The sequence below is a fragment of the Amaricoccus sp. genome (assembly GCF_047602525.1).
GTDB lineage: Bacteria > Pseudomonadota > Alphaproteobacteria > Rhodobacterales > Rhodobacteraceae > Amaricoccus.
Window position 1 is genome coordinate 603,520 of record NZ_JASGHB010000001.1, and the last position, 26,547, is coordinate 630,066.

Consider the following 26,547-nt stretch of genomic DNA (forward strand, 5'->3'; position numbering starts at 1 on the left):
CGGCGGCAACCCTGCCGGCTGCGATGCCTACAATCCCACCACCAGCGCCCCGCCGGTGAGGCCGGCGCCCGCGGCCGCCAGCAGCAGCTTCTCGCCGGCACGGAACGGGCGTGCCGCATGGGCGAGCGACAGCGACAGCGGGATCGTCGCGGCGGAGGAGTTGCCGTAGTCGGCGATGGTCTTGACCGTCCTGTCGTCGGCGATGCCGAGCGTCTTGCCGACCGCGTTGAAGATGCGGGCGTTGGCCTGATGCGGAATGAAGCGGCCGATGTCGCCCGCCGCCAGTCCGGCGGCGGTCAGCGCCTCCTTCGAGCAGCGGCTCATGATGTCGACCGCTTTGGTGAAGACCGCGCGGCCGTCGGCGATCGTCATCTGCGTGTCGGAGATGTCGAGGTCGGCGGCGAAGGGGCGGCTGCTGCCACCGACCGGGATCTGGATCAGGCCATAGCCGGAGCCGTCGGACGCGACCGAGGCGCCGAGGATGCCGCGATCGGCCGTGTCGCAGGGCGAGAGGACCACCGCCCCGGCGGCGTCGGCGAAGAGGACGGCGCTCGCCCGCTCCGCAAGGTTGATGCGGCGGCTGAGGATATTCGCGGCGATCACGACGGCCGGCCGGTTGTGCAGGCGCACGAAGGCATCGGCGAAGGTCAGCGCATAGATGAACCCGCTGCACGCGCCCGCGAGATCGACGCCGCCGGCCTTCGCGAGGCCGAGCTTGTGCGCGACCAGCGGCGCGCTCGGCGGCAACAGGTGATCCGGCGTCGAGGTGGCGAGCAGCACCAGTCCGATGTCGGAGCGCGCGATGCCGGAGGCCGCCAGCGCCATGTCGCCGGCGCTGGCCGCCAGTCCCGACAGCGTATCCTCCGGCTCCGCCCAGAAGCGCGCGCGGATGCCGGTGCGCCCCTCGATCCAGCCGGCGTCGAGCTCGAGGATCGCCTCGATCTCGGCATTCTCCACCTTGCGGGCCGGCACATGGTGGCCGAACCCGGCGATCCGCACCGCGCGGCTCATCCGCGCCGTACCAGATCGGCGGCCTCGTCCACCGCGTCAAAGAGCCGGTCGAGGTCGGCGGAGGTCACGCAGTAGGGCGGCAGGACATAGATGACATTGCCGAGAGGCCGGAGCAGCAGCCCGCGCTCGAGGAAGAAGGCCCGGAGCTTCGGCCCCACCTCCGCGAGATAGCCCGCCTCCGCGACTCGCAGGTCGAGCGCGGCGATGGTGCCCGCCGTGCGGACATTCTCGAAACGGGGATCGCCGGCGAACCGTGCGACCTTCTCGGCCTGCATCCGCGACAGCGCCGCCACACGGTCCGCGACGGGCTCGTCGCGCCAGATCGCGACATTGGCGAGGCCCGCCGCGCAGGCGATCGGGTTCGCGGTGTAGGAACTCGAATGGAAGAAGGTCTTCGCCCGGTCGGTGGAGAAATGCGCCCGGAACACCGCGTCGGTGGCCAGCGTCGCCGCCAGCGGGATCGCCCCGCCGGTCAGGCCCTTTGAGGTGCAGAGGATATCGGGCGCGATCCCGGCCTGTTCGCAGGCGAACAGGGTGCCGGTGCGGCCCCAGCCCGTCATCACCTCGTCGGCGATCAGGAGGGTGCCTGAACGCTCGGCAATGCGCTTGAGCTCGGTCAGCACCCAGGCCGGATACATCAGCATCCCGCCGGCACCGAGCACCAGCGGCTCGACGATGAGCGCCGCGGCCCGGCCGTCGCGGGTCAGCGCCTCGAAGCGGTCGAGCGTGTCCTGCTCGCGGCCCGCGACGGGGAAGGGGATGGTGTCGACATCGAAGAGCAGCGGGTCATAGGCGGCGTTGAACACGCCGCGGGCGCCGACGCTCATCGTGCCGATGGTGTCGCCATGGTAGCTGTGCTCCATGATGACGATGCGCGACCGCGCCGCGCCGGTGTTGCGGTGGAAGCCCAGCGCCATCTTCAGCGCCACCTCGACGCTGGTCGAGCCGCTGTCGGAGTAGAACACCCAGTCGAGGCCGGCGGGCGCCATCTCGACCAGCGCCGTGGCCAGCGCCTCCGCCGGTTCATGGGTCAGGCCGGCGAAGATCACCTGATCGAGCGTCTCGGTCGCCGCGCGGATCGCCTCGATGATCCGGGGAGAACGGTGGCCATGGGTGATGACCCACCAGGACGAGATCGCGTCGAGGAGGCGCGCGCCGTCGGCGGTCTCGACATACGCGCCCTCGGTCCGCCGGATCAGGAGCGGCTCGGGCTCGGTCGCGTGCTGGGTGAAGGGATGCCAGACGGCGGAAGGTTTCATGGCGTGGCACCCAGAAAATCGGCGGCGTCGAATTGCGCCAGCATCGCCGCGCGCAATGCCTCCGGCGTCAGCGGGTCGAGGCGCGGCAGACGGCCGAGCACGCGCACCGCGGCCATCTCGGCGATGGTGCGCTCGGTATCGGGCATCGCGTCGCCGATGAAGGCCACGCCCAGAAGCGGAACCGACCGACGCCGCAGGGCCTCGACGGAGAGGAGCGTGTGGTTGATGGTGCCGAGGCCGGTGCGGGCGCAGAGCACCACGGGGGTGGCCCAGCGCGCGAAGACGTCGACAAGGAGCGTGCGCCGGTTGACCGGCACCATCAGGCCGCCCGCACCCTCCACGACAAGGGGCAGCCGCGTCGACGGCAAGGCGAGAGCTTCGGCGTCGATCTCGACGCCGTCGAGTTCCGCGGCGCGATGCGGCGACAAGGGCTCGGTCAGGCTCCACGCCTCGGGCAGCACCCGCTCCGGGGGCAGGCCGGCGAGGCGGGAAACGACCGCGCTGTCGCTCTCGTCCTCGAGGCCCGACTGCACCGGCTTCCAGTAGAGGCCGTCGAGGAGCGCGGTCAGGCCAGCGGCGAACACCGTCTTGCCGATGCCGGTATCCGTGCCGGTCACGACGATCCGGGCCGTCATCGCGCGCAGTCCTCGGCAAGGGCCTCGAACAGGGCCACCACGTCGGCCTCGCCGACATTGAGCGTCAGCGAGACCCGGAGGCGGGCCGTCCCCTCGGGCACGGTGGGCGGACGGATGGCGCGCACGTCGAAGCCCCGCGCCTGCAAGGCGCCGGCCAGCGCCACCGCCCGCGCATTGTCGCCGATGACGATGGGCAGGATTCTGCGATCCGCTCGCCCCGAACCCCAGCGCCTCGGCCTTCCGGCCGGCGAGGGCCACGAGTTTGTCGAGCCGCTCGCGACGGTCCGGCTCGGTCGCAACGATGTCGAGCGCGGCCCCGGCCGCGACGGCCATCAGCGGCGATGGCGCGGTGGCATAGATGAATGGCCGGCAGCGGTTGACGAGATAGTCGCAGAGCACCCCGCTCGCGGTGACGAGCGCGCCGGAGGCGCCCAAGGCCTTGCCGCAGGTGTGCAGCACCACGACGTTGTCCCGGCCTTCGAGGGGATGCGCCAGCCCGCGCCCCGCGGGGCCGTGGACGCCGGTCGCATGTGCCTCGTCGACGAACAGGAAGGCGTCATGGCGATCGGCCACCTCGGCCAGCGCGTCCAGCGGCGCGCGGTCGCCGTCCATGCTGTAGAGGCTTTCGGCGACGATCCACGCCCGCCCGGTGCCGCCGGCGGCCCGCCATCCCTTGATCGCATCCTCCACCGCGTCCGCGTCATTGTGCGCGGCCAGCACCACATCGGCGCGCCCGGCCCGCGAGCCCTCGTGGGCGCTGGTGTGGATCAGCGCGTCGAGCACGATCAGGTCACCCTTCTGCGGCAGGGTGGTCAGCACCGCAAAGTTGGCGAGATAGCCGCCGCCGAAGAACAGCGCCCGCTCGGAGCCGAAGAAGCCGGCCGCCTTCATCTCCAGCGCCTCGTGCTCCGGGTCGTTGCCGCGCAGCAGCCGCGAGCCCGTGGCGCCGACGGGCGTGCCATTGGCCAGAGCCGCCGCCACGGCTTCGCGCAGGCGCGCGCAGCCCGCAAGTCCGAGATAGTCGTTGGACGCAAAGTCCAGCCCGGCGCGGGCGCTGAGCGCGCGCGACCGGCTCTTGCGGGCGAGCCCGCGCAGGCTGGCTTCGTAGCGGTCGAGCAAGGCGTGTCCGGTCACTGCGTGTCGCGCTGGGTCGGCTGGATGCCGAGGCGGCGGAACAGGGCGCTGTCCTTGTCTTCGCCGGGGTTGTCGGCGGTCAGGAGCGTGTCGCCGACGAAGATCGAGTTGGCGCCGGCGAAGAAGCACAGCGCCTGCATCTCGTCGCTCATCGCGGTCCGCCCGGCGGACAGGCGCACGTCCGACGTCGGCATCAGGATCCGGGCCAGTGCGATGGTGCGCACGAATTCGATGGGCTCGATCGGCTCGGCCTCGGCAAGCGGCGTGCCCTCGATCGGGATCAGCATGTTGAGCGGCACGCTGTCGGGAGGCTCGGGCAGGTTCGCGAGCGTCACCAGCATGTCGACGCGGTCGACCTTCTCCTCCCCCATGCCGACGATACCGCCACAGCAGACCTTGATGCCGCTGTCACGGACATTGGCGAGCGTGTCCAGCCGGTCGGCGAAGGTGCGGGTGGTGATGATCTCCGGGTAGTAGCCTTCGGAGGTGTCGATGTTGTGGTTGTAATAGTCGAGGCCCGCCCGCTTCAGGCGCTGCGCCTGTCCGAGATCGAGCATGCCGAGCGTCATGCAGGTCTCCATGCCGAGATCCTTGACCCCCTCGACCATGGCGACGATCGCGTCCATGTCGCGCTCCTTGGGGCTGCGCCACGCCGCGCCCATGCAATAGCGCGTGGCACCGGCCTCCTGCGCCTTCCTCGCCTCGGCGAGGACGCGCTGCACCTCCATCAGCTTCGACGCGCTGAGACCGGAGTCGTGGCGGGCCGACTGGCTGCAATAGGCGCAGTCCTCGGGGCATCCGCCGGTCTTGATGGACAGCAGGCGGGAGAGCTGCACCCGGTTCGGATCGAAATTCTGCCGATGGACGGTCTGCGCCCGGAAGATCAGGTCATTGAAGGGCAGGTCGTAGATCGCCTGCGCCTCCTCGCGGCTCCACCGCGGCCTTGCCCCGCTGAACGCTTCAGCGGACGAATTCAGATGCAGATCGGCGGTCATGAGCTCTCCTCATTTGCGAATGCGTCCTCGGTCTCCCCGCGCGGGCGGAGCGTTTCTCGTGTCGGGGTCAGGGGTCTGCCGTCGTCGTGTATCCAGATCGTCCGCATGTCGGGCTTGGGTCGGGGTGCAGATGGTCCGCGGCGCCCGCACCGCAGCAGCCACGGTAGCGCGGCGGGCGGCCGCGACGCATCCTCTCCCACCGCACGTGCGGCAATCCGTCCACCCTGTGGGTCTGTGCGCACACCCCTAACCCGAGAATCACCCTGGTCTGCATGCCGGACTATCACCGCGATGGCCAGTGCGGTGCAGCACCCTCGCGCATCCGCCGCTCTCGCCGGAAGCCAGGGTCGGTCGCGCTCGCCCTCCCCGGCGCAGATGAACGGATCCCCGGACCGTATCGGGCCGACCGGCGCCCCCGTCGTAGCCGGGGCGGGTGCTGGCCGTCGGCCGCCAGCAGCCCGGCGTCGCCGGCTGTCGGCTTTCCAGTCGCTCGGATTGCGCCAAGGGCGTGAAGGATGTTCCAGAATAGAATTCCTCTTGACGAATGCCCGCCCGGGTCGCACGGATCTGCGGGCTGGTTCGGCCCCCATGGCCGACAGGGGAGGGACGATTTCCGCAGGCGTCGCAGTGTCCGCGTCGCGCCGCATCCGTCGCAAGACCAATACACGTAGCCGCACGAACGGCATACGACCCAAGGAGGAAACCGGGATATGAAGATCGCATCGCAGTTCTTGGCGGGCGCAAGCCTCGCCGTGCTCATCGGCACCGGCGCAGCGCAGGCGCAGGGCGCCGGCAACGTCGCCGCCGTGATCAAGGGGCTCGACAACCCATTTTTCCAGACGATGCAGCAGGGCATCGAGGGCGGGGCGAAGGCCCTCGACGTGAAGGTGACGACCCAGGCGGCGCAGAACATGGGCGACGCCACCGGCCAGGCCGACCGGCTGTCCGCGATGGCGCTGCAGGACTACGGCTGCTACATCGTCAACCCGATCAGCACCACCAACCTCGTGCAGGCGCTGGTGCCGCTGGCGGCGAAGAAGGTGCCGATCGTCAACATCGACAGCCAGGTCGACGCGGATCAGGCCAAGGCGGCCGGCTTCGAGATCACGACCTACGTCGGCACCGACAATGTTGCCGCCGGCCACCTCGCCGGCGAGGAAATGCTGAGGCTGGTGCCCGCCGGGTCCAAGGTTGCGCTCATCGCCGGCATTGTCGGCGACCTCGGCAGCAACGCCCGCATCAAGGGCTTCAAGGAAGCGACCGAGGGCAAGCTCGATCCCGTCGTGATGGTCAGCGCCGACTGGGACCGCGAGAAGGCGTTCACCGCCGCCACCGACATCCTCAAGGCGCACCCGGATCTGGCCGGCTTCTTCTCGGCGAACGACATCATGGCGCTGGGCGTGCAGCGCGCGGTCGACGCCGCCGGCATGAAGGACGTGAAGGTGATCGGCCTCGACGGCATCGTCGACGCGATGAAGTCGATCGAGGCGGGCGGGCTCGCCGCCACCGTCGCGCAGTACCCCTATGTCGTCGGGGCCATGGGCGTCGAGGCGTGCAAGGCGGCGATGGCCGGCGCGACGCTGCCGGCCCGGGTCGACGCGCCGGTGCTGGTCGTCAACAAGGAGAACGTCGCGGCTTCGCTGAAAAACTTCCCGCAGCCGGGCGGCGCGTATCCCGATCCGCTGCGCGATCTGCTGAAGTAATGGCGACGCCGAATCCGGCGCCGCGGACGACCGTCGAGGCGCGCCACCCGGGCTGGGTGGCGAACCTCGCCTCGCCCGCCTTCTGGGCCGACTGGGCGTCGGCGGTCGGGCTCATCGGGCTCGTCATCGTCTTCAGCCTGCTCCAGCCGGTCTTCCTGAGCGCCGCCAACATCCAGGCGCTGCTGGTCGCGTCGGCAATCCTGATCGTGCTCAGCATCGGGCAGACCTTCGTCATCATGACCGCCGGCATCGACCTGTCGCTGGCGGCCCTGGTCATGCTCGGCGCCATCGTCCTCGGGCTGACCAATGCCGCGGGCCTGCCGATCGGGCTCGCCTGCGTGCTGGCGGTCGTGGTGACGAGCGGGCTCGGCTTCCTCAACGGGCTCTGCATCACCGCCGGCAAGATCCCGGACTTCGTGGTGACGCTCGGCTCGCTCTCGGCGATCACGGGCCTCGCGCTGATCCTGTCGGGCGGCGAGCCGACGATGGTCGGCAGCCCCTTTCTGCTGCGCCTTGCCTCCGGGTCGGTGGGAATGTTCGGCTATCCCTTCATCGTCGCGGTCGTCGTGGCGGTGGTCGCGCATGTCGTGCTGTTCCACACCCGCTTCGGGACGCATCTGCTCGCGACGGGCGGCAACGCCGAGAACGCCCGCTCGCTCGGCATCCGCACCGGGCGGATCCGCATCGCGTCCTACACCATCGCCGGCCTCTGCGCCGGCATCGGCGCCATCCTCCTCGTCGCGCGCATCGGCTCGGCGGAGCCGACGATCAACACCAACCTGCTGCTCAACTCCGTGGCCGCGGTCGTTCTCGGCGGGGTGAGCCTGTTCGGCGGGCGCGGCAGCGTCCTCGGCCCCTTCCTCGGCGCGCTGATGCTGACCACGCTGGTCAACGGGCTGACCCTTCTCAGCGTCTCCGCCTTCTATCAGCCGCTGGCGGTCGGCTTCATCGTCGTGTTCGCGGCGCTGATCATGCGGTATCAGAAATGAGCGAGCACCTCTCGGAGCGTCCGGCCGATGCCGTCCTCTCGTGCGAGGGCCTGCAGAAGAGCTTCGGCTCGGTGCGGGCGCTCAGCGACATCGCCTTCTGGGCGCGCCGCGGCGAGGTCACGGCGCTGATCGGCGACAACGGCGCGGGAAAGTCGACCCTCGTCCGCTGTCTGGTCGGCGTGCACCGGCCCGACGCCGGCGCCATCCAGTTCGACGGCGAGATGCACCCCTTCTCGAACCCCGACGAGGCGCGGAAGGCCGGGATCGAGACCGTCCACCAGAACCTGTCGCTGATCGACGAGCTGACGGTCGCGCAGAACCTCTACCTGAACCGCGAGATCGTCCGCCGCGTCGGTCCCTTCGCGCTGCTCGACCGGCGGGCGATGGACAAGGGGGCCGTCGCCATGCTGTCGCGGCTGTCGATCAACGTGCCCTCGGTCGGCCAGCGCGTGCGCCGGCTGTCGGGCGGCCAGCGCCAGGCGATCTCGATCTGCCGCGCCGTCGGCGCCGGCGCCAAGGTCGTGGTGATGGACGAGCCGACCGCCGCCCTCGGCGTGCAGGAGACCGCCAACGTCGAGGCGCTGATCCGCCGGCTGAAGGAGGAGCACGTGAGCGTGATCCTCGTCAGCCACAACTTCGACCAGGTGCTGCGCCTGTCCGATCAGGTCTGGGTGATGCGCGCCGGGCGCGTCGTCGCCTCGGTGCGCGCCGCGGACACCACCGGCAACCGGCTCGTCGCGCTGGTGACCGGCGCGCACTGACCCCTTTCACCCCGGCGCCGCGACCCGTCGCCGATCCTCCAGGAGCCTGCCATGACCGTCCTGCGCGTGGGTCTCGTCGGCCTCGGCGAAGTCGCCCAGTCGATCCACCTCCCCGTCCTCCGCGACCAGCGCGACCGCTGGCAAGTCGCCGGCGTCTTCGACCTGTCGCGGAAGCTGATGGAGCTCTGCGCCTCGCAGAACCCGGGCGCGGTCGCCTTCCCGTCCGCCGAGGCGCTGATCGCCTCGCCCGACATCGACGTCGTGTTCGTCCTCTCCTCCGACGAGACCCACGCGCCGCTGGTCAAGGCCGCCATCGCGGCGAAGAAGCACGTCCTGCTGGAAAAGCCCGCCTGCCTGACGGTGCGGGAGCTTGACGACCTGATCGCGCTGGCACGCGGCTACGAGCGCACCATCTTCGTCGGCTACATGCGTCGCTATGCCGGGGCCTATGTCGCCGCGAAGGCGGAGCTTCCGGCCTTCGAGGACATCACCCACGTCCGCATCTTCGATCTGATCTCCGAGGGGCGCCACTTCCTCTCCAAGAGCCAGAACGTCCTCTACCCGGACGACGTCGACCCCGAGGCCCTCCGCCGCGGCGCCGCCGCGCGGCTGGCGCTGATCCGCGAGGTGGTGGGCGAGGATGCCCCCGACGACCTCATCCGCGCCTATCGCGGGCTGACGGCGCTGAGTTCGCACCACATCTCGGCGATGCGCGGCCTCCTCGGCGATCCCGAGGGGGTCGTCGCCGCCCACCGCACCAACGGCGGAGCCAACACCGCGGTCCTCTTCGACTACGGCCACTTCATCGCCAACTACGACGCCGTCGTCGACGATCTCGGGGTGTTCGACGCCATGATCGAGGTCCGCTCGAACACGAAGCGGGTCCGCATCATCTATGACACGCCCTATATCCGCAGCCTGCCCACCCGGCTCGAGATCACCGAAGCGACCCCGGCCGGCCCGATGAACCGCAGCCTGGACCCGATCTACGCCGACGCGTTCTCGAACGAGCTCGTGGCCTTCCATCGCCACATCATCGAAGGCACGCAGCCGCTGACCGATCTCGAGGACTCGCGCCGCGACCTCGCGCTGATGGCGCTGGCGATTGATCGCATGCGGCAGTCGGCAACGCGCTGAAGGACTGGAGCGCGCCGGCCGGACTGGCGGGCGCGCTCAGAGGCCGAGGCAGACGTACTTCAGATCGACGTACTCGTCGATGCCGTGGCGGGAGCCCTCGCGGCCGACGCCCGACAGCTTGACGCCGCCGAACGGCGCCACCGCCGTGGAGATGAGGCCGGTGTTGACCCCGACCATGCCGTATTCCAGCGCCTCGGCGACCCGCCAGACGCGGGAGAGGTCGCGGGCGTAGAAGTAGGAGGCGAGGCCGAAGTCGCTGGCGTTGGCCTGGGCGATGGCGTCGGCCTCGTCCTCGAAGGCGTAGATCGCGGCGAGCGGGCCGAAGGTTTCCTCGCGGGTGACGCGCATCTCCGGGGTGGCGCCGGTCAGCACCGTCGGCTCGTAGAAGTTGCCGCCGAGGGGGTGGCGGTGGCCGCCGAGGCGCAGGGTGGCGCCGTGGGCCACCGCGTCGGCGACATGGGCCTCGACCTTGGCGACGGCGTTCGCGTCGATCAGCGGGCCGAGGATGCTGCCCGGCGCGAGGCCGTCGCCGACGGCGAGATTGGCCACCGCCGCGGTCAGCTTCTCGACGAAGGCGTCGTGCACGCCCGTCTGCACGTAGAAGCGGTTCACGCAGACGCAGGTCTGGCCGTTGTTGCGGTACTTGGCGATCAGCGCGCCCTCGACCGCCGCGTCGAGATCGGCGTCGTCGAAGACGATGAACGGGGCGTTGCCGCCGAGCTCCAACCCGAGTTTCTTGATCGTCGGCGCGCACTGGGCATAGAGGAGCTGCCCGGTTGCGGTCGAGCCGGTGAAGCTCAGCACGCGGACGCGCGGGTCGCCGGTCAGGACGCCGCCGATGGCCGGGGCATCGCCGGTGACGATCGACAGGAGCCCGGCGGGCAGGCCGGCGCGCTCGCCGAGGACGGCGAGGGCGATGGCCGAGAACGGCGTCTGCGGCGCGGGCTTCAGCACGAAGCCGCAGCCGGCGGCGAGCGCCGGGCCGGCCTTGCGCGTCACCATGGCGTTCGGGAAGTTCCACGGCGTGATCGCGGCGGCGACGCCGACCGGCTGGCGCAGCACCAGCAGGCGCTTGTCGCGCTGGTGGCCGGGGATGATCTCGCCGTCGATGCGGGAGGCTTCTTCGGCGAACCATTGCAGGAAGCTGGCGCCGTAGAGGATTTCGCCACGCGCTTCGGCCAGCGGCTTGCCCTGTTCCAGCGTCAGGATCAGCGCGAGGTCGTCGGCATTCTCGACGCAGAGCGCGTGCCAGCGGTGCAGCACGTCCGCCCGCTCCCGCGCTGTGCGGGCGCCCCAGTCGCGGCGGGCCCGGTCGGCGGCGCCGATCGCCTCGCGCGTGGCGTCGGCGCCGAGCACCGGCACGCGGCCGACCGGCGCGCCGGTCGACGGGTTGCGGATGACGGGATCGCCGGGGGCGGCCTCGATCCAGCGGCCGGCGACGGGAACGGTCTCGCGAAACAGCGCCGGGTCGCGCAGGCGGTCGGCGGTGGGGGTATCAGGCGAAGACATGGGCGCTCGCCGGGTCGAAGCTGAGCGAGACGGCCTCGCCGCGGCTGAGGCCCGCCGCCGCCTCGTGGCCGAAGGGCAGGCGGATCGACAGCGCGTCGCCCGTCGGCGTGACGGCGGCGACATGGAAGGTGTTGCCGAGGAAGGTGACGTCGGTGACGGTCGCCGGCAGGCCGCCCGCCGCACCGCGGGCGAGGGTGATGCGCTCGGGCCGGAGCAGCAGCGTCGCGGCGCCGGTCCGCGCGGCGCCGTGGACCGGCACGCCGCGCACCACCGCCTCGCCGACGCGCACGTCGGCATGGGTGCCGTGGGCGGCGACGATCTCGGCCGGCAGGACGTCGCTGTCGCCGATGAACTCGGCGACGAAGCGGGTCGCCGGGTTGGCGTAGAGCTCGGCGCCTGTGCCGACCTGGTCGATGCGGCCCTGACTGAACACCGCGATCCGGTCGGAGAGACGCAGCGCCTCCTCCTGGTCGTGGGTGACGTAGAGGATGGTCACGCCGGTCTGCTGGTGGATCCGGCGGATCTCGTGCTGGATCTCCTCGCGGAGCTTCTTGTCGAGCGCCGAGAGCGGTTCGTCCATCAGGAGCACGGGCGGATCGTAGGCGAGCGCCCGGGCCAGCGCCACGCGCTGCTGCTGGCCGCCCGACATCCGGGCGATGCGGCGATCCTCGAAGCCCTCGAGGCGGACGAGGCGCAGCATCTCGCGCACCCTGGCGTCGATCTCGGCCTTGGGCCGGCGGCGGACCTTGAGCGGGAAGGCGATGTTCTCGCCGACCGTCATGTTCGGGAACAGCGTGTAGCGTTGGAACACCATGCCGATGTTGCGCTGGTGCGAGGGGCGGTCGAGGAGCGTGCGGCCGTCGAGCAGGATGTCGCCGCGCGTCGGCTGCTGGAAGCCGGCGAGGATGTAGAGGGTCGTCGACTTGCCCGAGCCGGACGGGCCGAGGAAGGTCATGAACTCGCCCTGCCGGACGTCGAGGCTGACGTCATGGACCGCGACGATGTCGCCGAACTCCATGCGGATGCCCTGGATCTGGAGGTAGGTCATCGGGCGTCTCCTTTGCGGAACAGGGCGGCGAGGATCATCAGGACGAGGGTGAGGCCGACGAGCAGGGTGGAGGCGGCGGCGACGACCGGGGTCAGGTCCTGCCGCAGCGTCGTCCAGATCTTGACCGGCAGGGTCTGGAGCGTCGGGCTCGACATGAAGATGGCGAGCACGACCTCGTCCCACGACATCAGGAACGAGAAGATCGCGGCGGCAAAGAGTCCGTGGCTGATCGCCGGCAGGGTGACGCGGAGCTTGGCCTCCAGCGGCGTGGCGCCGCAGAGGACGGCGGCATCCTCGATCGACTTGTCGAAGCCCTCGAGCGCGCCGGTGATCGCGATGATCGAGAACGGCAGCGCGATGATCGTGTGGGCGATCACGAAGCCGATGAAGGTGCCGTTGAGCCCGAGCTTCAGCGTGAAGGCGTAGAGCGCCACGGCAAAGACCACGACGGGCAGGATCATCGGCGTCAGGAACAGCGCGCGCAGCATCTCGACGCCGCGGAAGCGGCCCCGGGTGAGGCCGAAGGATGCGAGCAGGCCGAGCAGCACCGAGCAGACCGTGACGACGAGGCCGATCCTGAGCGAGGTGAACGCCGCCTCGATCCAGCGCGGATCGGCGAAGAGCTGGGCGTACCACTTGGTGGTCCAGGCGGGCGGCGGGAAGATCAGCCACTGCGACGAGCCGAAGGAGAGCGCGACGATGAAGAGGATCGGCAGGAGCAGGAAGAGCGTGACGAGGACGGTGAAGCCGACGAGCGGCCACTTCCAAGCGCCGAGGCCATCGAAGTTCAGCAGCATGTCAGGCGCCTCCCACGCGGCGGGTGCCGAAGAACCGCAGCTGCAGGGCATAGAGCGAGAGCGTGATGACGAGGAGGGCGAAGGCCGCGGCGGCGCCCATGCCCCAGTTGACGAGAGACTGCACGAACTGGGCGATGAGCTCGGCCAGCATCATGTTCGCCGTGCCGCCGAGCAGCGCCGGCGTGACGAAGTAGCCGAGCGACATCACGAAGACCATCAGCGCGCCGGAGAGGATGCCGGGCATGGCGAGCGGCAGCAGGACGCTGGTGAGCGCCTGCCGCCGGGTGGCGCCGCAGAGTGCGGCGGCCTGCAGCACCGCGGGGTCGATGGTGCGCAGGATGCCGGTCAGCGGCAGGATGACGAAGGGCAGCATGATGTAGGTCATGCCGATGGTGACGCCGGTGAGGTTGTTCACCAGTTCCAGCGGCTGGTCGATGATGCCGAGGCTCATCAGCGCCTTGTTGATGACGCCGGTGCGCTGGAGCAGCACCATCCAGGCGTAGGTGCGGGCGAGGAGGTTCGTCCACATCGAGAGGATCAGCACGGCGAAGATCACCTGTCCCCAGCGCCGCGGCATGATCGCCAGCATCCAGGCGACGGGGAACCCCACCACCACGGAGATGAGGGTGACGAGGCCGGAGACGACGAAGGTGTTGAGGAAGATCTTCAGGTACGTGGTCGAGCCGAAGAGCTCGGCGTAGTTGTGCAGGCCGAGCTGCGGTTCGGTCACGCTCTTGAGCAGCAGCGCGACGACCGGAAAGGCGAAGAAGCCCACCACGAGGACGAGGGCGGGGACGAGGTAGGCGAATCCGCTTGTCTCGGCCCAGCCGAGGGGAGTGGGGCGGCCCGGAGCAGGGGCGGCGATGCGGGCTGCGGCCATGGCACCTTTCCTTTGTGGTCCTCAGGGGGCTAGTCGTCAGTGCATTGAATCCGGGCGGATTTGTCGTGGATCGCAGCCGATTGGGCGGAGATGGGCCGCTGCGTCACGATCCGCGCCGGACCCGACTTGCGCCGTCGGGTCCGGTCGTGCCGCCGTCTCGCCTACTGCGCCTGCCAGGCGTACCAACGCTCGCCGATCTCGTCGCGGTGCTGCGCCCAGTAGCTCATGTCGGCATTCACCTGCGTCGCGGCCTGCTGGTCGGGCAGGGTCGCGCGCACGGCCGGGTCCATCTCGGCCGCCGAGTCGAGGTTGATCGGCGCATAGCCGGTCGCCGCCGCCATCTCCGCCTGCGGCTTGGGGGAGGTGGCGAGCGCGATGAACTTCATCGCCTCGGCCTTGTTCTTGGCGCCCTTCGGCACCACGAGGCTGTCGGCGGCGGTGATGTTCTGGTCCCACGAGGTCTCGACGGTCACGCCGGAGTCGGCGAGCGCGGTCAGCCGGCCGTTCCAGAAGCTGCCGTAGGGGGTCTCGGCCGAGGCGAGCATCTGCTGCGACTGGGCGCCCGAGGACCACCAGATGATGTCGCCCTTGATGGTGTCGAGCTTCTTGAACGCGCGGTCTAGGTCGAGCGGGTAGAGCTCCTCCGGCTTCACGCCGTCGGCGAGCAGCGCGGCCTCGATCACGCCGGGGGCGGACCACTTGTAGAACGTGCGCTTGCCGGGGAACTTCGCGGTGTCGAAGAGGTCGGCCCAGGTCTTCGGGCATTCGCCGGCCGCGTCCTTGTTGCAGCCGATGACGAACGAGTAGTAGAAGCTGCCGACCGAGTAGTCGGTGACGAAGCGCGGGTCGAGCCTGGACTTGTCGATCACCGTCCAGTCGAGCGGCTCGAGCAGGCCGGCGGGGCCCGCCTGCGCGGCGTAGTCGCCTTCGACGTCGACCACGTCCCAGCTCACGTTGCCGGCCTCGACCATCGCCTTGATCTTGCCGTAGTCGGTCGGGCCGTCCTGCAGCACGTTGGTGCCGCTCTCCGCGGTGAAGGGCGTGGCCCAGGCGGTGGTCTGGGCATCCTGGGTCGTGCCGCCCCAGCTGGTGAACACCATGTCGGCGGCGGAAACGGGCAGGGCCGCGCTGACGAGCAGGGCGGCGAAGGAGGCGGTCAGGCGCATGTCGGATTCCCTGTTGTTGCTTTGGATCAGGCGAGCGTCGGCACCGGCGAGAAGGCGGCCGGCTTCATGATCTTGGTCTCCGCCTCCTCGATCAGGTCGCGGATGCGGGGCAGGAAGGCGATCCATTCCGGGTCGGCCATCAGGCGCGCGCGGCGGGCGTCGCGGTCGTCGAGCGAGGCGAAGGCCCAGATATGCACGATCTGGTTGATCGGGCCGATCTCGGAGGAATAGTAGCCGACGAGCGTGCCGAGGTGGCGGCGCTGGATTTCGATGCCCTCGGCGACGGCCGCGAGATAGGCCGGGATGCCGCCGTTCCTGAGCCGGTAGGTGCGGATCTCGATGAACATCGGGCCTCCCTCAGCGCATCACGAAGGGGTCGGGAATCGGCTCGTCGGAGGTGCGAAGCCAGACGGTCTTGGTACGGGTGTAGTCGAGGGCCGCGGCGAGGCCGCCCTCGCGGCCCTGGCCGGAAAGGCCATAGCCGCCGAACGGCGCGATGGGCGAGACCGCGCGGTAGGTGTTCACCCAGACGATGCCGGCGCGGAGCGCGCGGATCATCCGGTGGCCGCGCGCGAGGTCGCGGGTGAAGACGCCGGAGGCGAGGCCGAAGGGTGTGTCGTTGGCGAGGCGGATCGCCTCGGCTTCGGTCTCGAACGACACGACGGAGAGGACGGGGCCGAAGAATTCCTCCGCCAGCGCCGGGGCGGTGGTGCCGTCGCAGTCGAGGATGGTCGGGCGCCAGTACCAGCCGGCGCCGTCGTGGGCGCCGCCGGTGATGCGGCGGGCTCCTGCGGCCTCGGAGCGGGCGATGAGGTCGGCGACGTGGGCGCGCTGGCGCTCGGTGGCGAGCGGCCCGATCTCGGTCGCCATGTCGAGCGGGGCACCGATGCGGGCGGCCTCGGCCTTGGCCTTGAGCCGGGCGAGGAAGGCGTCCTTGACGCTGCGCTCGACGATCAGGCGGGAGCCCGCGACGCAGCTCTGGCCGGTTGCGGCGAAGATGCCCGCCACCTGGGCATTGGCGGCGCTGTCGAGATCGGCGTCGGCGAAGACCACGAAGGGCGACTTGCCGCCGAGTTCGAGCGAGGTGGAAGCGAGGTTCTCGGCGGAGTTGCGCACCACCGCGCGGCCGGCGTTCGGGCCGCCGGTGAAGGCGATGTGATCGACGCCCGGATGGCGGGTGAGGGCCGAGCCGCAGGTCGGGCCAAAGCCGGTGAGGACGTTGACGACGCCGGGCGGAAAGCCGGCCTCGTGGACCAGCCGCGCGAATTCGAGCAGCGGCCCGGGGCCGTCCTCGGACGCCTTGACGACGAGCGTGCAGCCGGCGGCGAGCGCCGGGCCGATCTTCACGGCCGCGAGGAAGAGCTGGCTGTTCCACGGCACGATGGCCGCGACGACGCCGACCGGCTCGCGGCGGGTCCAGACCTCCATGTCGGGCTTGTCGATGGGCAGGGTCGCGCCCTCGATCTTGTCGGCGAGCCCGGCGTAGTAGCGGTAGTAGTCGGCGACATAGGCGATCTGGGCCGAGGTCTCGCGGATGATCTTGCCGGTGTCGCGGGTTTCTATCTCGGCGAGCCGCCGGGCATTGGCCGCCACCAGATCGGCGAGCTTCGCGAGGAGCTTGCCGCGCTGCGTCGCGGTCATCGCTGGCCACGCGCCGGAGCGGAAGGCGCGGCCGGCGGCGGCGACGGCGCGGTCGACCGAGGCCTCGCGCGCCTCCGGCATGTCGGCCCACGGCTCTGCCGTGGCCGGATCGAGGCTCGGGAAGCGGGCGTCGCCGTCCTCGAACACGCCGTCGACGTACTGCTGGAACCTCATGCGAAGGCCGGCATCACGTCGGCGATGAAGCGCTCGAGCGAGGCCTTCTTGCGTTCGAAGCTCATGCCGGTGTCGATCCAGAAGGAATACTCGTCATAGCCCATGGCCTCGTAGGCCCTGAGCCGGTCGATGACGGTGGCAGCGTCGCCGACGACGTTGTTCTGCCGCATGACCGCGGGGGAGACCATCGGGTTCTTCAGGTCCTCCTCGGAGAGCGGCGACATAAGCCCCTGCGAGATCTCGCGCTCGTTCTTGAACCAGGCGAAGAAGTAATTGTAGTAAATGGACATTTCCTTGGACGCCTGCACGATGTCGGCTTCGTCCGAGCCGACGTAGGTGTGGCGGAGCAGCATGATCTTCGGCCGCGGCGTCTCCGGGAACTTCGCACAGGCGTCGTTGAAGCGGGCCATCAGCGTGGTGACTTCCTCGTCGCCCTGCCAGAGCGGCGTCACCTGCACGTTGCAGCCGTTCGCCACCGCGAACTCGTGGCTGTTCGGGTCGCGCGCGGCGACCCAGATCGGCGGGCCGGGCTGCTGCAGCGGCTTCGGGGCGGAGGTGGTCTTCGGAAACTGCCAGAACTCGCCCTCGTGGGCGCAGTCGCCTTCCCAGAGCTTCTTCACCGTCGGGATCAGCTCGCGCATCCGCTGGCCGGCGTTCCAGGCGTCGAGGCCGGGCATGACGCGCTCGTACTCGAAGCTGTAGGCGCCCCGTGCGATGCCGAGTTCGAGCCGGCCGCCGGTGACGAGGTCGGTCATCGCCGCCTCGCCCGCGAGCTTGATCGGGTGCCAGAACGGCGCGATCACCGTGCCGGTGCCGAGGCGCGCGGTCTTCACCCGGTCGGCCAGCGCGGCGAGGCTGATGAACGGGTTCGGGGCGATGGTGAAGTCCATGCCGTGATGCTCGCCCGTCCAGATCGAGGACATGCCGCCTTGGTCGGCGATCTCGGCGAGACGGACGAACTCTTCGTAGAGCTCGGCATGGCCCTGATCTGGCGTCAGCCGCTCCATGTGGACGAAGAGGGAGAACTTCATGCTCAGGCCTTCCTGCCGAGGGGGTGGGTGCGCCCGGAGGCTTCGTTGCCGAAGTAGACGCTGAAGTTGCCGAGCGCGCTCTCGGCGGCGAAGCGGCGCACCACGTCGCGGGTCGGGCCGTCGGCGATGCGGTCGAGCGGCAGCGCGTCGAGCGGCACGAAGCGGCCCTGGCTCGGGGCGCCAAAGCCGGCGTCGCAGCGGTAGACGATATGCTGGCGCTGCGTCGTGCGGTTCTCGTAGACCGAGTAGACGAAGCCGACGTGGGTCGGCAGGCCGATGGCGCGCAGCAGGAAGGCGCGCAGCGCGGCCGGGTCGTTCGCCGAGTCGATCGGCGCCTCGGGCAGGGTGAAGGGGCCCTCGTCGGGGCCGAGGAGCAGGATCGCGCCGTCGCGCTCGACGACAGCGCCGACCATGGCCGCGCCGTCGGCGGCGGCCGCGACGGCTTTGGCCATGGTGCCGGGCTTGACGTAGGCGCCCCGCGCATAGCCGAGGCCGTTGGTGCCGGCGTCGTCGAATGCCGTGACGCGGCCGATCAGGACGGCGTGGTCGCCGGCATCGACGATCTCGTGCATGGCGCAGTCGAACCAGGCGGCGGCGCCGTCCAGAACCGGGGCGCCGTGCGGGCCGGGTCGCCAGCCGACGGTGGCGAAGCGGTCGTCGGAGGGGCGGGCGAAGGTGTTGGAGACCGCCTCCTGATCCTCGGCGAGGATGTTGACGGCAAAGCCCGCAGCGCCGGTCAGGGCGGCGTAGTTGTACGACCGCTTGGCGAGGCAGACGAGGAGCAGCGCCGGTTCGAGCGACACCGAGGTGAAGGAGTTGGCGGTGAAGCCGAGCGGCCGGCCCTCGGCGTCGTTGGCGGTGACGACGGTGACGCCGGTCAGGAACGAGCCGAAGGCGCTGCGGAGCGCGCGGGGGTCGATGGCGGCGGTCATTGCGGGCGGGCCTCTCCGGCGAGCCAGGCGCGGAGCGCGGCGTTGACGGCGTCGGGGGCGGTCATCGGCACCATGTGGCCGTGGCCTTCGATCACCACGGCCGTGCCGCGCAGGGCGGCGGCGGCCATCGTGCGGGCCATCTCCGGTGTCGAGTTGCCATCGAGCGCGCCGGTCAGGAACAGCGCCGGCTGCGCGATCGCGGGCCAGGCGTCGGCATAGGTGGCGTCGCCGGTGGCGAAGGCGGTGTAGGCGGTGGCATAGCCGTCGGGATCGACGCTCTCGAGCCAGTCGCGGACGAGCGTGCGGGCCGGCGAGGCGGCGTTGCCGAACCAGCGGGAAAGCGGGCCCGAGCTGTCGCGCTCGCCGTCGCGCAGCGTCGCGGCGCGGGCCTGCACGGCGGCGGCCGCCTCGGGGGTGCGGCGGTGGACGCCGCAGAGCAGCGCCACGCGGTCGAGTCGGCCCGGATGCGTCGCGGCCATGCCGCCGGTGATGAGCGCGCCCATCGAGTGCCCGGCGAGGTTGGCCCGCTCCAGCCGCAGGTCGTCGAAGGTCCGTTCGAGCCAGGCTACGAAGTCTGGCAGTCGGGCGTCGGCGTCCAGCGGCGCGCTGCCGCCGTGGCCCGGCATGTCGAGCGCGATCACCCGGTGCGTCGCCGCGAGCGCCTCGATCTGCGCGGCCCACGCTTCGAGCCGCAGCCCGACGCCGTGGATCAGGACGAGAGGCTCGCCCGTGCCCTCGGCGACATATGCCGTGCCCGACCGGGTCTCAGACCGCCGCGGGATTGTGCACGTCACGGCCGAGGTCCTTCAGGTCCTGATAGCGGTCGCCGATGCGGTGGTGCGGACGCCCGCCGACCGAGGCGCCGAGCGCCACGACGATCTCGTCGGCGGCCGGGGAGTCGGGGATGGCGGTCTGGATCGTCAGGTAGTGCGAACGGCGGCCCTCGTCGTTCTTGTCCATCAGCGGGATCATCACCGGCGCGTTCGCCGGGCCGCGGGTGTTGCAGAAGGCGAGGTAGGACTTCGCCCCCACCGCCTCGCGGTAGTGGTTGCCGAAGCGGAGCGTGTGGATCAGCGCCGAGGCGTGCTCGAGCTCGCCGTTGAGCCCGACGACCGCGGCCTTGCCGTAGCCTTCGACCGCGGCGCCCGAGCCGACGGTGTCGATGATCATCTTCGTCAGCAACTCGCCCAGAACCGGGGCGGCGGCGTGGATCTCGGGCTTCAGGTCCTCGACGTAGCCGAGGCCGGCCCACGGGTTCTTCACCACCGCCATCGCCGCATAGAGGCGCAGCGGCGTCGCCGCCGCTTTGCCGCCCTCGACAAGGATCGTCTCCACCTGGAGCAGGGTCTTTCGGATTTGGACGGCCAAGGTGATCGGCTCCGTTTTCGATTCGACGAGTCTTCCGGTCTTATGGTATACCAAGGTCGGGCTGTCAAGAATTGTTAACGCCGAGGCCTGCGGCTAAGGAAGGGCGCATGATGGATCAAAGCCACGATCTGAGCGCGCTGCGCATCGAGAGCCCGCCCCTGACCCTGCGGGCGATGGCGCTCGATCGCCTGCGGCGGGCGATCATTTCCGGCGTGTTCAAGCCGGGGCAGCGGCTGGTCGAGCGGAGCCTGTGCGAGCAGCTCGGGGTCAGCCGGTCGGTGATCCGCGAGGTGATCCGCCATCTCGACGCCGAGGGTCTTGTGACGACCGAAGGGCAGGGGCCGGTGGTCTCGCGGCTGTCCTGGGATGACGCGCGGCAGATCTTCGAGATCCGCGCCGCGCTCGAGGCCGCCGCGGTCGAGGCATGCGCGCGGGTGGCTGACGGGGCGGTCAAGGCCCGGCTGCGGCAGGCCGTGGACGAGATCGAGACGCGGGCCGGCGCCCGCGACTGGATGGCCGTGCTCGAGGCGACCGAAGCCTTTTACGACACGATCTTCGCCGAGGGCGGCCATCCCATCGCCGGAGAGATCGTCCGCCGGTTGAACGGCCGCATCGCCCAGCTCCGCGTGCTGACTCTTGGCTCGGGGGATCGCAAGGTCACGGGGCCCCGGCGCCTTCGCACGATCTTCGAGGCGATCGCCGCCAACCAGCCGGAAGCGGCCGGCGACGCCTGCCGGATGCACATCTCCGAGGCCTGCGGCATCGCCGAGCGGCTGCTGGCCGAGTGACGCCGGCGCGCCCCGGCGAGGCGAGGACGGCGGTGCATCGTGAGGAGCCCCGCGGCCGCGCCTGAAGCAACTGTGTTCAGCTTAGACTCGCCGGGTTCGCCGTCGCGCAGGATCAGCAACCCGGTTGCCGGCACGCGATCGGGCAATACCTCGCCGCGCAGGGCGGTTGCGGGCGACGCCGAAAGCCGCGTGTGCAGCGCGGTGAGGATGGTTTCGCGTGTGGAGGGCATGGTGGTCCCGGTTGTCCGGGACCCGCCCGGCTTCAGTGGTCCCTGTCGGGCTTCGGTTCCGTGATGGCTGCAAGCCGCCGCGGCAGGTCCGCGCGGGCGTGCAGGAAATCAATGATGATCACCTGTTCTGCCTCCTCGACGAAAATGACGAAATGCTGGCCACAGCGTGCGAAGCGCAGATCCTCGGGCAACTCCGCGTCGATGATCCGGCGGCAGTCCTGCGACATGGCCGTACCGGCCGCGATCTCTGCGCAGCGGACGATCAGGTCTTCCTCATAGGCGGCCGCCTGTCGAGGGCCGAAGGTCTCGACGGTCCAGTTCGCGATGTCGACGAGTGAGGCTTCGGCCTGTCGCGTCAGGCGCTAGGGCTTCGGCATCAGGACGATTGGCGCGCGAGAGCAAAGGCACGCCGGATCGCATCTTCACCGCTCCCCTCGGCCAGATCGCCGCGCCTGGCCTGTTCCATCCCGGCCGCCAGCCGGTCACGCAACGCGCCGAGCTCGGTTTCTTCGCGTTCGAGCAATCGCAGCCCGGCCCGCAAGGCTTCCGAAGCATTCTGATAGCGCCCGGAAGCGACCAGACGGTCGACCAGGTCGGATTGCGTGTCAGTCAGAACGACGTTTCGCGTGACCATATGTGCCTCCATGCAGGTCATTGGCAATATATGCCAATCGACCCTGAATGTCGACCTCCCGCTGTTACGAGCCGGGCTCCACCCAGTTCGCCACGATCAGCCCCGGCACAGCGTCATGCGCTCGTGCGGCATCCCGCACGAGGTCCAGCCGCTTCCGCGCGATCCACAGCACCGCCTCCATGAATAGCCGCGCGTCCCCGCCTGTCCGACCGGGGTCCGTCGCCTTCCCAAGGCAATGGGGCTCCATCAGCGCCCACTGCCTGTCCGTCAGGATCATTCGCGTCATTCACTGCTCCCTTTCCTATGGGCCGGCCGCCCAAACACGACCTGTCCACCTGGACCGTCACCGACGATTGGCCGCGCCCCGTCCCGGTCACGCAGGCCGAGGTCGAGGTGTTCGAGAGGTGGTTCGGCGGCCTGTTCGATGAACTGTTCGGCCCCGGCGGCTGACGCTCCCGGCGTCGAAATCGACGTTGAAATCCGCCCTCCAATAGATTACATGTAGTCACATATGTCTACATACGGAGGCGCAACATGCTGACCATCAACCTCAGAGACGCCAAGGCTGGCTTTTCCAGCCTGGTCGATGAAGCCGTCAAAGGAGAGATCGTGACCATCACCCGTCATGGCAAGCCCGTTGCGGCCTTGGTCTCGGTCGAGGCGGCGGAGATCGCGCGCAAGGCGCTGACGCGCAAACGGGCGGGCCTTGTCAGCTATCTCAGGACGTTCCCAGGCGGAGATTTCCCGCGCAACCGCAAACCATCGCGGGATGTTGAGCTTTGAGCGGCTTCCTTCTCGACACCAACGTCATTTCCATGTTGGCGCCGTCGAGGGCGGAAGCGTCAGTCGATTTTCTCGACTGGCTGGATCGCATGGACAGTGACGGCCGGATATTCCTGTCGGTCGTCTCGATCCATGAGATTGAGAAAGGAATCGCGCTCCTCGACCACAAGGGAGCTACGACGAAAGCCGCGAGCCTGAAGGCATGGCTCGGTGGTCTCATCGCCACATATGATGACAAGATCATTGGCTTCGACGCGCAGGCCGCCGCACTCGGCGGGCAGCTGGAGGCTAAGGCGCTCGCCCCCGGCCACGATCCCGGCATGGCCGATGCCGTGATCGCGGGCATTGCCGCCGCGCATGAACTCATCGTTGTTAGTCGCAACACGAAACATTTCCTGCCGTTCGGTGTCGCCGTGCTGTCGCCTGACGAGGCGACCGCCGAAGGAGGCCAGGCATGACCACCTCCACCGTGCCGCTGCGCGCCGCACTATATCTGCGCGTTTCGACAGCACGGCAGGCCGAACATGACGTTTCCATTCCCGATAGGGCGAAGCCTATTGCGAGGCGCGCGGGTTGCAACTGGTCGAGACCTTTGTCGAACCCGGCGCATCGGCCACCAATGACCGCCGCCCGGAGTTCCAACGCATGATCGAGGCGGGCACGTCGAAGCCTGCGCCGTTCGATGTCGTCGTGGTCCATTCGTTCAGCCGTTTCTTCCGTGATCACTTCGAGCTTGAGTTCTATGTCCGCAAGCTGGCGAAGAACGGTGTCAAGCTGGTTTCGATCACACAGGAAATGGGGGATGACCCCATCTTCACCCGCGATGGCGGGCGCTGGGGCATCGGTCAGGTTCACCGAGTTCTGACCCGGCGCACCTATATCGGCGAGCACCAGTTCAACAAGCGGTCCAAGGCCAAGGAATTGAAGCCGGAGGAAGAAGTCATCACGGTTCAGGTGCCGGCGCTGATCGAGCGGGAGACGTTCGACGCCGTGCAGGCGCTCTTGCAGGCCCGCAATCCCAAGACCGAGCTGCCGGCGCGCGTCGTCATCGGGCCGACGCTGCTCACCGGCACCTGCTATTGCGGCAATTGCGGGGGAGCCATGACCATCCGCACCGGCAAAGGGGGCCGCTATCGCTACTATGCCTGCTCGATCAAGGCGCGGCAGGGCGAAACCGGCTGCAAGGGCCGTGCGATCCCAATGGACAAGCTCGACCGCATGGTGGTGCGCCATATCGAGGACCGCTTGCTCGATCCCGACCGGCTGGAGAAGCTGCTTGGCGCCGTCCTCGGCCGCCGCGAGGATCGCCGACGACGAAATCCGCATCATGGGAACCAAAAGCACCCTGTTGCGGACGTTGGTGGCTGCAAAAGGAGGGAAATCGGCGGGAATTGGCGTTCCCGGTTTTGTTCCGAAGTGGCGGAGCCGAAGGGATTCGAACCCTCGAGACGGTTTCCCGTCTGCACCCTTAGCAGGGGTGTGCCTTCGACCACTCGGCCACAGCTCCGCCGCCTCGTATAGGCAAGCGCCGGCAGCGGAACAAGGCGAATTTCCGGGGCGCCGCCGAAGTTCCCGCCGAAGTTCCCGCCGGAACCTCCGGCCGGCGCGGCCGCCCCCGTACGGCTGCCGGACTATTCCGCCGCGAGCTGCAGGGTCGGGCGGGACTCGGCCAGGTGGATGAGGCAGGTGCAGCGCAGGAGCGAGCTGAAGTTCGGCGCCTCGCCGTGGATCAGCAGCACCTCCTCGTGCAGCTTCGAGATGAAGCCCGGGGTGGTGTAGCCCTCGCCCTCGGCGATGCCGTCGAGGATGCGCCAGAACGCCGCCTCGAGGCGGATGCTGGTGCTCTGGCCGTTGAGGCGCAGCCGGCGGGTCTCCGGCTCGTAGCCTGCCGGATCCTGGCTGGCGAAGATATGGCACACGGGAGCCGGCCCTCCGGTTCGCTGGGGTTTCCCCAAGGAGCGTAGCGCGGCGTTTCCCCGGTGCAAGTCTCCGTAAGTCTCGCGCGCGCCAATCCCATGCGTGCCAATCCCATGGGGGCCGGTCCCGAGCGTGCCCGTCCCCGGGGGCCGCAAGTCTCGGCGGCGCGAGCCTCGAGGCGCGCTGGTGCGCTGCGGCATGAGATTGACCGTTCACCCACCCCGGGGTAGCACCGGAGCCCAGCAAACACGGGTAGCGGAGGCGGGAAGCGATGGCCGGGATCGAGCGGGAGTTCGATGGACTACGACGTCGTGATCGTCGGCGGCGGCCCGGCGGGCCTCTCCGCGGCGATCCGGCTGAAGCAGCTCGATCCCGATCTCTCGGTCGTCCTGCTCGAAAAGGGGTCCGAGGCCGGCGCGCACATCCTCTCGGGCGCGGTGCTCGACCCCATCGGCCTCGACGCGCTGCTGCCCGACTGGCGCGAGCGCGGCGCGCCGATCACCACGCCCGTCACCGACGACCGCTTCTTCATGCTGGGGCAGGGCGGCCAGATGCGCATCCCGAACTGGCCGATGCCGAAGCTCATGTCGAACCACGGCAACTACATCGTGTCGATGGCCAACGTCTGCCGCTGGATGGCCGGGATCGCCGAGGAACTCGGCGTCGAGATCTTCCCCGGCATGGCCGCGTCGCAGCTCGTGGTCGAGGGCGGCGTGCTGAAGGGCGTCGTCGCCGGCGAGTTCGGCCTCGAGCGGGATCGCACGCCCGGGCCGAACTACGAGCCCGGCATGGAGCTGCGCGGCAAGTACGTGCTGCTCGCCGAGGGCGCCCGTGGCTCGCTCTCGAAGCAGGCCATCGCGCTCTGGGGCCTCGCCGACGGCCACGAGCCGCAGAAGTACGGCCTCGGCATGAAGGAGATTCTGGGAAATCCGCCCGGAGAACCATCGCCTCGGCCAGGTCACGCACACGATGGGCTGGCCGCTCGGCGGCAACGCCGGCGGTGGCTCGTTCATGTACCACCTGGAGGGGAATCAGGTGTTCCTCGGCTTCGTCGTGCACCTGAACTACGCGAACCCGTGGCTCTACCCGTACATGGAATTCCAGCGCGCGAAGCATCACCCGCTGTTCGCCGAGGTGCTCGCGGGCGGCAAGCGCATCGCCTACGGCGCCCGCGCGATCACCGAAGGCGGCTGGCAGTCGATCCCGAAGCTCACCTTCCCGGGCGGCGGGCTGCTCGGCTGCTCGGCGGGCTTCGTCAACGTGCCGCGCATCAAGGGCAACCACAACGCCATGCTGTCGGGCAAGGCCGCCGCCGAGGCCGCCCACGCCGCGATCGCCGCCGGCCGCGAGGGCGACGAGCTTGTCGCCTACGAGGCGTCCGTCCGCTCCGGCCCGATCGCCGCCGACCTGAAGCCGGTGCGCAACGTCAAGCCGCTCTGGTCGCGCTACGGTCTCGTCGCGTCGCTGGCGCTCGGCGGCGCCGACATGTGGCTGAACAGCCTGACCGGCAACCGCTCGCCGCTCGGCACGCTCGGTCACGGCAAGACCGATGCCGCCGCCACCGGCAAGGCCAGGGACTTCGCGCCGATCGACTATCCCCGGCCCGACGGCGTGCTCTCGTTCGACCGCCTGACCAACGTCGCCTTCAGCTTCACCAACCACGACGAGAGCCAGCCCGCGCACCTGACGCTGAAGGACCCGGGCGTGCCGATCGACGTCAACCTGCCCGAGTTCGCCGAGCCGGCGCAGCGCTACTGCCCGGCCGGGGTCTACGAGGTGCTGCGCGACGAGGACGGCTCCAACCCGCGGTTCCAGATCAATTTCCAGAACTGCGTCCACTGCAAGACCTGCGACATCAAGGACCCGAGCCAGAACATCGTCTGGGTGACGCCCCAGGGCGGCGACGGCCCCAACTACCCGAACATGTGAGCGAGGCGGGCCCGGCGGAGGGCCGCCTCGGGCGCTTTGCGCAATTGAATCCACCGACTCGCCGGCATAGGGTCTGCCGACCCCGTTCCGGAGAGC

Annotated in this window: 26 protein-coding genes, 1 tRNA gene and 3 pseudogenes; 9 read left to right on the top strand and 21 right to left on the bottom strand. The window is 69.6% G+C overall.

From position 1 onward, the window contains the following. Positions 1–27: 27 nt before the first annotated feature. From QM699_RS03440 to bioB, 4 genes are read right to left on the bottom strand one after another with little or no spacing between them, the layout of a single operon-like run. Complete coding sequence (locus QM699_RS03440; RefSeq protein ID WP_415009817.1) at positions 28–1,011, bottom strand: beta-ketoacyl-ACP synthase III; 984 nt, start codon at positions 1,009–1,011, stop codon at positions 28–30. Next, entirely contained in the window at positions 1,008–2,270 is a 1,263-nt protein-coding gene (locus QM699_RS03445) for an adenosylmethionine--8-amino-7-oxononanoate transaminase (RefSeq protein WP_415009818.1), read from the bottom strand. The genes QM699_RS03440 and QM699_RS03445 overlap by 4 nt, the downstream gene beginning before the upstream one ends. Beyond that, positions 2,267–4,024: a dethiobiotin synthase gene (gene bioD / locus QM699_RS03450; protein WP_415009819.1), complete on the bottom strand. Its 1,758-nt coding sequence runs from the start codon at positions 4,022–4,024 to the stop codon at positions 2,267–2,269. The genes QM699_RS03445 and bioD overlap by 4 nt, the downstream gene beginning before the upstream one ends. An 11-nt stretch (positions 4,025–4,035) precedes the next feature. Further along, complete coding sequence (bioB, locus tag QM699_RS03455) at positions 4,036–5,034, bottom strand: biotin synthase BioB (protein WP_415009820.1); 999 nt, start codon at positions 5,032–5,034, stop codon at positions 4,036–4,038. A 710-nt stretch (positions 5,035–5,744) separates the two neighbouring features. Between bioB and QM699_RS03460 the strand changes: the two genes are divergently transcribed. Genes QM699_RS03460 through QM699_RS03475 form a run of 4 tightly spaced genes read left to right on the top strand, consistent with a single transcriptional unit; the run spans position 5,745 to position 9,624 of the window. After that, complete coding sequence (locus QM699_RS03460; RefSeq protein ID WP_415009821.1) at positions 5,745–6,737, top strand: substrate-binding domain-containing protein; 993 nt, start codon at positions 5,745–5,747, stop codon at positions 6,735–6,737. Further along, positions 6,737–7,726, top strand: a complete 990-nt coding sequence (locus tag QM699_RS03465) for an ABC transporter permease (RefSeq protein WP_415009822.1) — start codon at positions 6,737–6,739, stop codon at positions 7,724–7,726. The genes QM699_RS03460 and QM699_RS03465 overlap by 1 nt, the downstream gene beginning before the upstream one ends. Continuing rightward, positions 7,723–8,487 carry an ATP-binding cassette domain-containing protein gene (locus QM699_RS03470; protein ID WP_415009823.1) on the top strand — a complete coding sequence of 255 codons (765 nt, stop codon included), beginning with the start codon at positions 7,723–7,725 and terminating at the stop codon, positions 8,485–8,487. Before QM699_RS03465 ends, QM699_RS03470 begins: the two co-directional genes overlap by 4 nt. A gap of 51 nt (positions 8,488–8,538) precedes the next feature. Continuing rightward, a complete protein-coding gene (locus QM699_RS03475; RefSeq protein ID WP_415009824.1) occupies positions 8,539–9,624 on the top strand; it encodes a Gfo/Idh/MocA family protein in 1,086 nt (361 codons plus the stop codon). 36 nt (positions 9,625–9,660) lie between these two features. Here the strand turns inward: QM699_RS03475 and QM699_RS03480 are convergent, their stop codons facing one another. The 11 genes from QM699_RS03480 to QM699_RS03530 form a co-directional block, all read right to left on the bottom strand. Then, entirely contained in the window at positions 9,661–11,133 is a 1,473-nt protein-coding gene (locus QM699_RS03480; RefSeq protein WP_415009825.1) for an NAD-dependent succinate-semialdehyde dehydrogenase, read from the bottom strand. Next, on the bottom strand, positions 11,120–12,181 hold the full coding sequence (locus QM699_RS03485; protein ID WP_415009826.1) for an ABC transporter ATP-binding protein: 1,062 nt from the start codon (positions 12,179–12,181) through the stop codon (positions 11,120–11,122). The genes QM699_RS03480 and QM699_RS03485 overlap by 14 nt, the downstream gene beginning before the upstream one ends. Then, positions 12,178–12,978: an ABC transporter permease gene (locus tag QM699_RS03490; RefSeq protein WP_415009827.1), complete on the bottom strand. Its 801-nt coding sequence runs from the start codon at positions 12,976–12,978 to the stop codon at positions 12,178–12,180. The genes QM699_RS03485 and QM699_RS03490 overlap by 4 nt, the downstream gene beginning before the upstream one ends. Before the next feature lies 1 nt (position 12,979). Continuing rightward, a complete protein-coding gene (locus tag QM699_RS03495; RefSeq protein WP_415009828.1) occupies positions 12,980–13,858 on the bottom strand; it encodes an ABC transporter permease in 879 nt (292 codons plus the stop codon). A gap of 161 nt (positions 13,859–14,019) precedes the next feature. Then, positions 14,020–15,024, bottom strand: coding sequence for an ABC transporter substrate-binding protein (locus QM699_RS03500; protein ID WP_415009829.1), 1,005 nt, complete (start codon positions 15,022–15,024; stop codon positions 14,020–14,022). A gap of 26 nt (positions 15,025–15,050) precedes the next feature. Next, positions 15,051–15,371 carry an NIPSNAP family protein gene (locus tag QM699_RS03505; RefSeq protein ID WP_415009830.1) on the bottom strand — a complete coding sequence of 107 codons (321 nt, stop codon included), beginning with the start codon at positions 15,369–15,371 and terminating at the stop codon, positions 15,051–15,053. Between the two features lie 10 nt (positions 15,372–15,381). Then, entirely contained in the window at positions 15,382–16,839 is a 1,458-nt protein-coding gene (locus QM699_RS03510) for an aldehyde dehydrogenase (protein WP_415009831.1), read from the bottom strand. Continuing rightward, positions 16,836–17,870, bottom strand: a complete 1,035-nt coding sequence (locus QM699_RS03515; RefSeq protein ID WP_415009832.1) for an LLM class flavin-dependent oxidoreductase — start codon at positions 17,868–17,870, stop codon at positions 16,836–16,838. The genes QM699_RS03510 and QM699_RS03515 overlap by 4 nt, the downstream gene beginning before the upstream one ends. A gap of 2 nt (positions 17,871–17,872) precedes the next feature. Beyond that, positions 17,873–18,802, bottom strand: a complete 930-nt coding sequence (locus QM699_RS03520) for a flavin reductase family protein (protein WP_415009833.1) — start codon at positions 18,800–18,802, stop codon at positions 17,873–17,875. Then, a complete protein-coding gene (locus QM699_RS03525) occupies positions 18,799–19,596 on the bottom strand; it encodes an alpha/beta fold hydrolase (protein WP_415009834.1) in 798 nt (265 codons plus the stop codon). The genes QM699_RS03520 and QM699_RS03525 overlap by 4 nt, the downstream gene beginning before the upstream one ends. After that, entirely contained in the window at positions 19,568–20,170 is a 603-nt protein-coding gene (locus QM699_RS03530; protein ID WP_415009835.1) for an amino acid synthesis family protein, read from the bottom strand. Before QM699_RS03530 ends, QM699_RS03525 begins: the two co-directional genes overlap by 29 nt. Before the next feature lie 107 nt (positions 20,171–20,277). Between QM699_RS03530 and QM699_RS03535 the strand changes: the two genes are divergently transcribed. After that, the gene (locus QM699_RS03535) at positions 20,278–20,958 is read left to right on the top strand and encodes a GntR family transcriptional regulator (RefSeq protein WP_415009836.1); all 681 of its coding nucleotides are present in this window, start codon (positions 20,278–20,280) and stop codon (positions 20,956–20,958) included. A gap of 77 nt (positions 20,959–21,035) precedes the next feature. Here the strand turns inward: QM699_RS03535 and QM699_RS03540 are convergent. From QM699_RS03540 to QM699_RS03555, 4 genes and pseudogenes are all read right to left on the bottom strand, one after another. Then, positions 21,036–21,188: pseudogene (locus tag QM699_RS03540) on the bottom strand (acyl-CoA transferase); the annotation flags it as partial. 32 nt (positions 21,189–21,220) lie between these two features. Further along, positions 21,221–21,547: a type II toxin-antitoxin system RelE/ParE family toxin gene (locus QM699_RS03545; RefSeq protein ID WP_415012689.1), complete on the bottom strand. Its 327-nt coding sequence runs from the start codon at positions 21,545–21,547 to the stop codon at positions 21,221–21,223. A gap of 17 nt (positions 21,548–21,564) precedes the next feature. Continuing rightward, on the bottom strand, positions 21,565–21,822 hold the full coding sequence (locus tag QM699_RS03550) for a type II toxin-antitoxin system ParD family antitoxin (protein WP_415009837.1): 258 nt from the start codon (positions 21,820–21,822) through the stop codon (positions 21,565–21,567). 64 nt (positions 21,823–21,886) lie between these two features. Next, a complete protein-coding gene (locus QM699_RS03555) occupies positions 21,887–22,108 on the bottom strand; it encodes a hypothetical protein (RefSeq protein ID WP_415012827.1) in 222 nt (73 codons plus the stop codon). Between the two features lie 248 nt (positions 22,109–22,356). Between QM699_RS03555 and QM699_RS03560 the strand changes: the two genes are divergently transcribed. From QM699_RS03560 to QM699_RS03570, 3 genes and pseudogenes are all read left to right on the top strand, one after another. After that, positions 22,357–22,605 carry a type II toxin-antitoxin system Phd/YefM family antitoxin gene (locus QM699_RS03560; RefSeq protein ID WP_415009838.1) on the top strand — a complete coding sequence of 83 codons (249 nt, stop codon included), beginning with the start codon at positions 22,357–22,359 and terminating at the stop codon, positions 22,603–22,605. Beyond that, entirely contained in the window at positions 22,602–23,063 is a 462-nt protein-coding gene (locus QM699_RS03565; protein WP_415009839.1) for a type II toxin-antitoxin system VapC family toxin, read from the top strand. The genes QM699_RS03560 and QM699_RS03565 overlap by 4 nt, the downstream gene beginning before the upstream one ends. A gap of 115 nt (positions 23,064–23,178) precedes the next feature. Beyond that, positions 23,179–23,781 (top strand): annotated as a pseudogene (locus QM699_RS03570) (recombinase family protein); the annotation flags it as partial. Between the two features lie 241 nt (positions 23,782–24,022). On the opposite strand, the gene QM699_RS03575 reads toward QM699_RS03570, so the two are convergent. Beyond that, positions 24,023–24,112: transfer RNA gene (locus tag QM699_RS03575), tRNA-Ser, on the bottom strand. A gap of 124 nt (positions 24,113–24,236) precedes the next feature. Beyond that, complete coding sequence (locus tag QM699_RS03580) at positions 24,237–24,524, bottom strand: ribbon-helix-helix domain-containing protein (protein WP_415009840.1); 288 nt, start codon at positions 24,522–24,524, stop codon at positions 24,237–24,239. Positions 24,525–24,793: 269 nt separating this feature from the next. Here QM699_RS03580 and QM699_RS03585 point away from each other — a divergent pair. Then, a pseudogene (locus QM699_RS03585) lies at positions 24,794–26,451 on the top strand (electron transfer flavoprotein-ubiquinone oxidoreductase). Positions 26,452–26,547 lie beyond the last annotated feature (96 nt).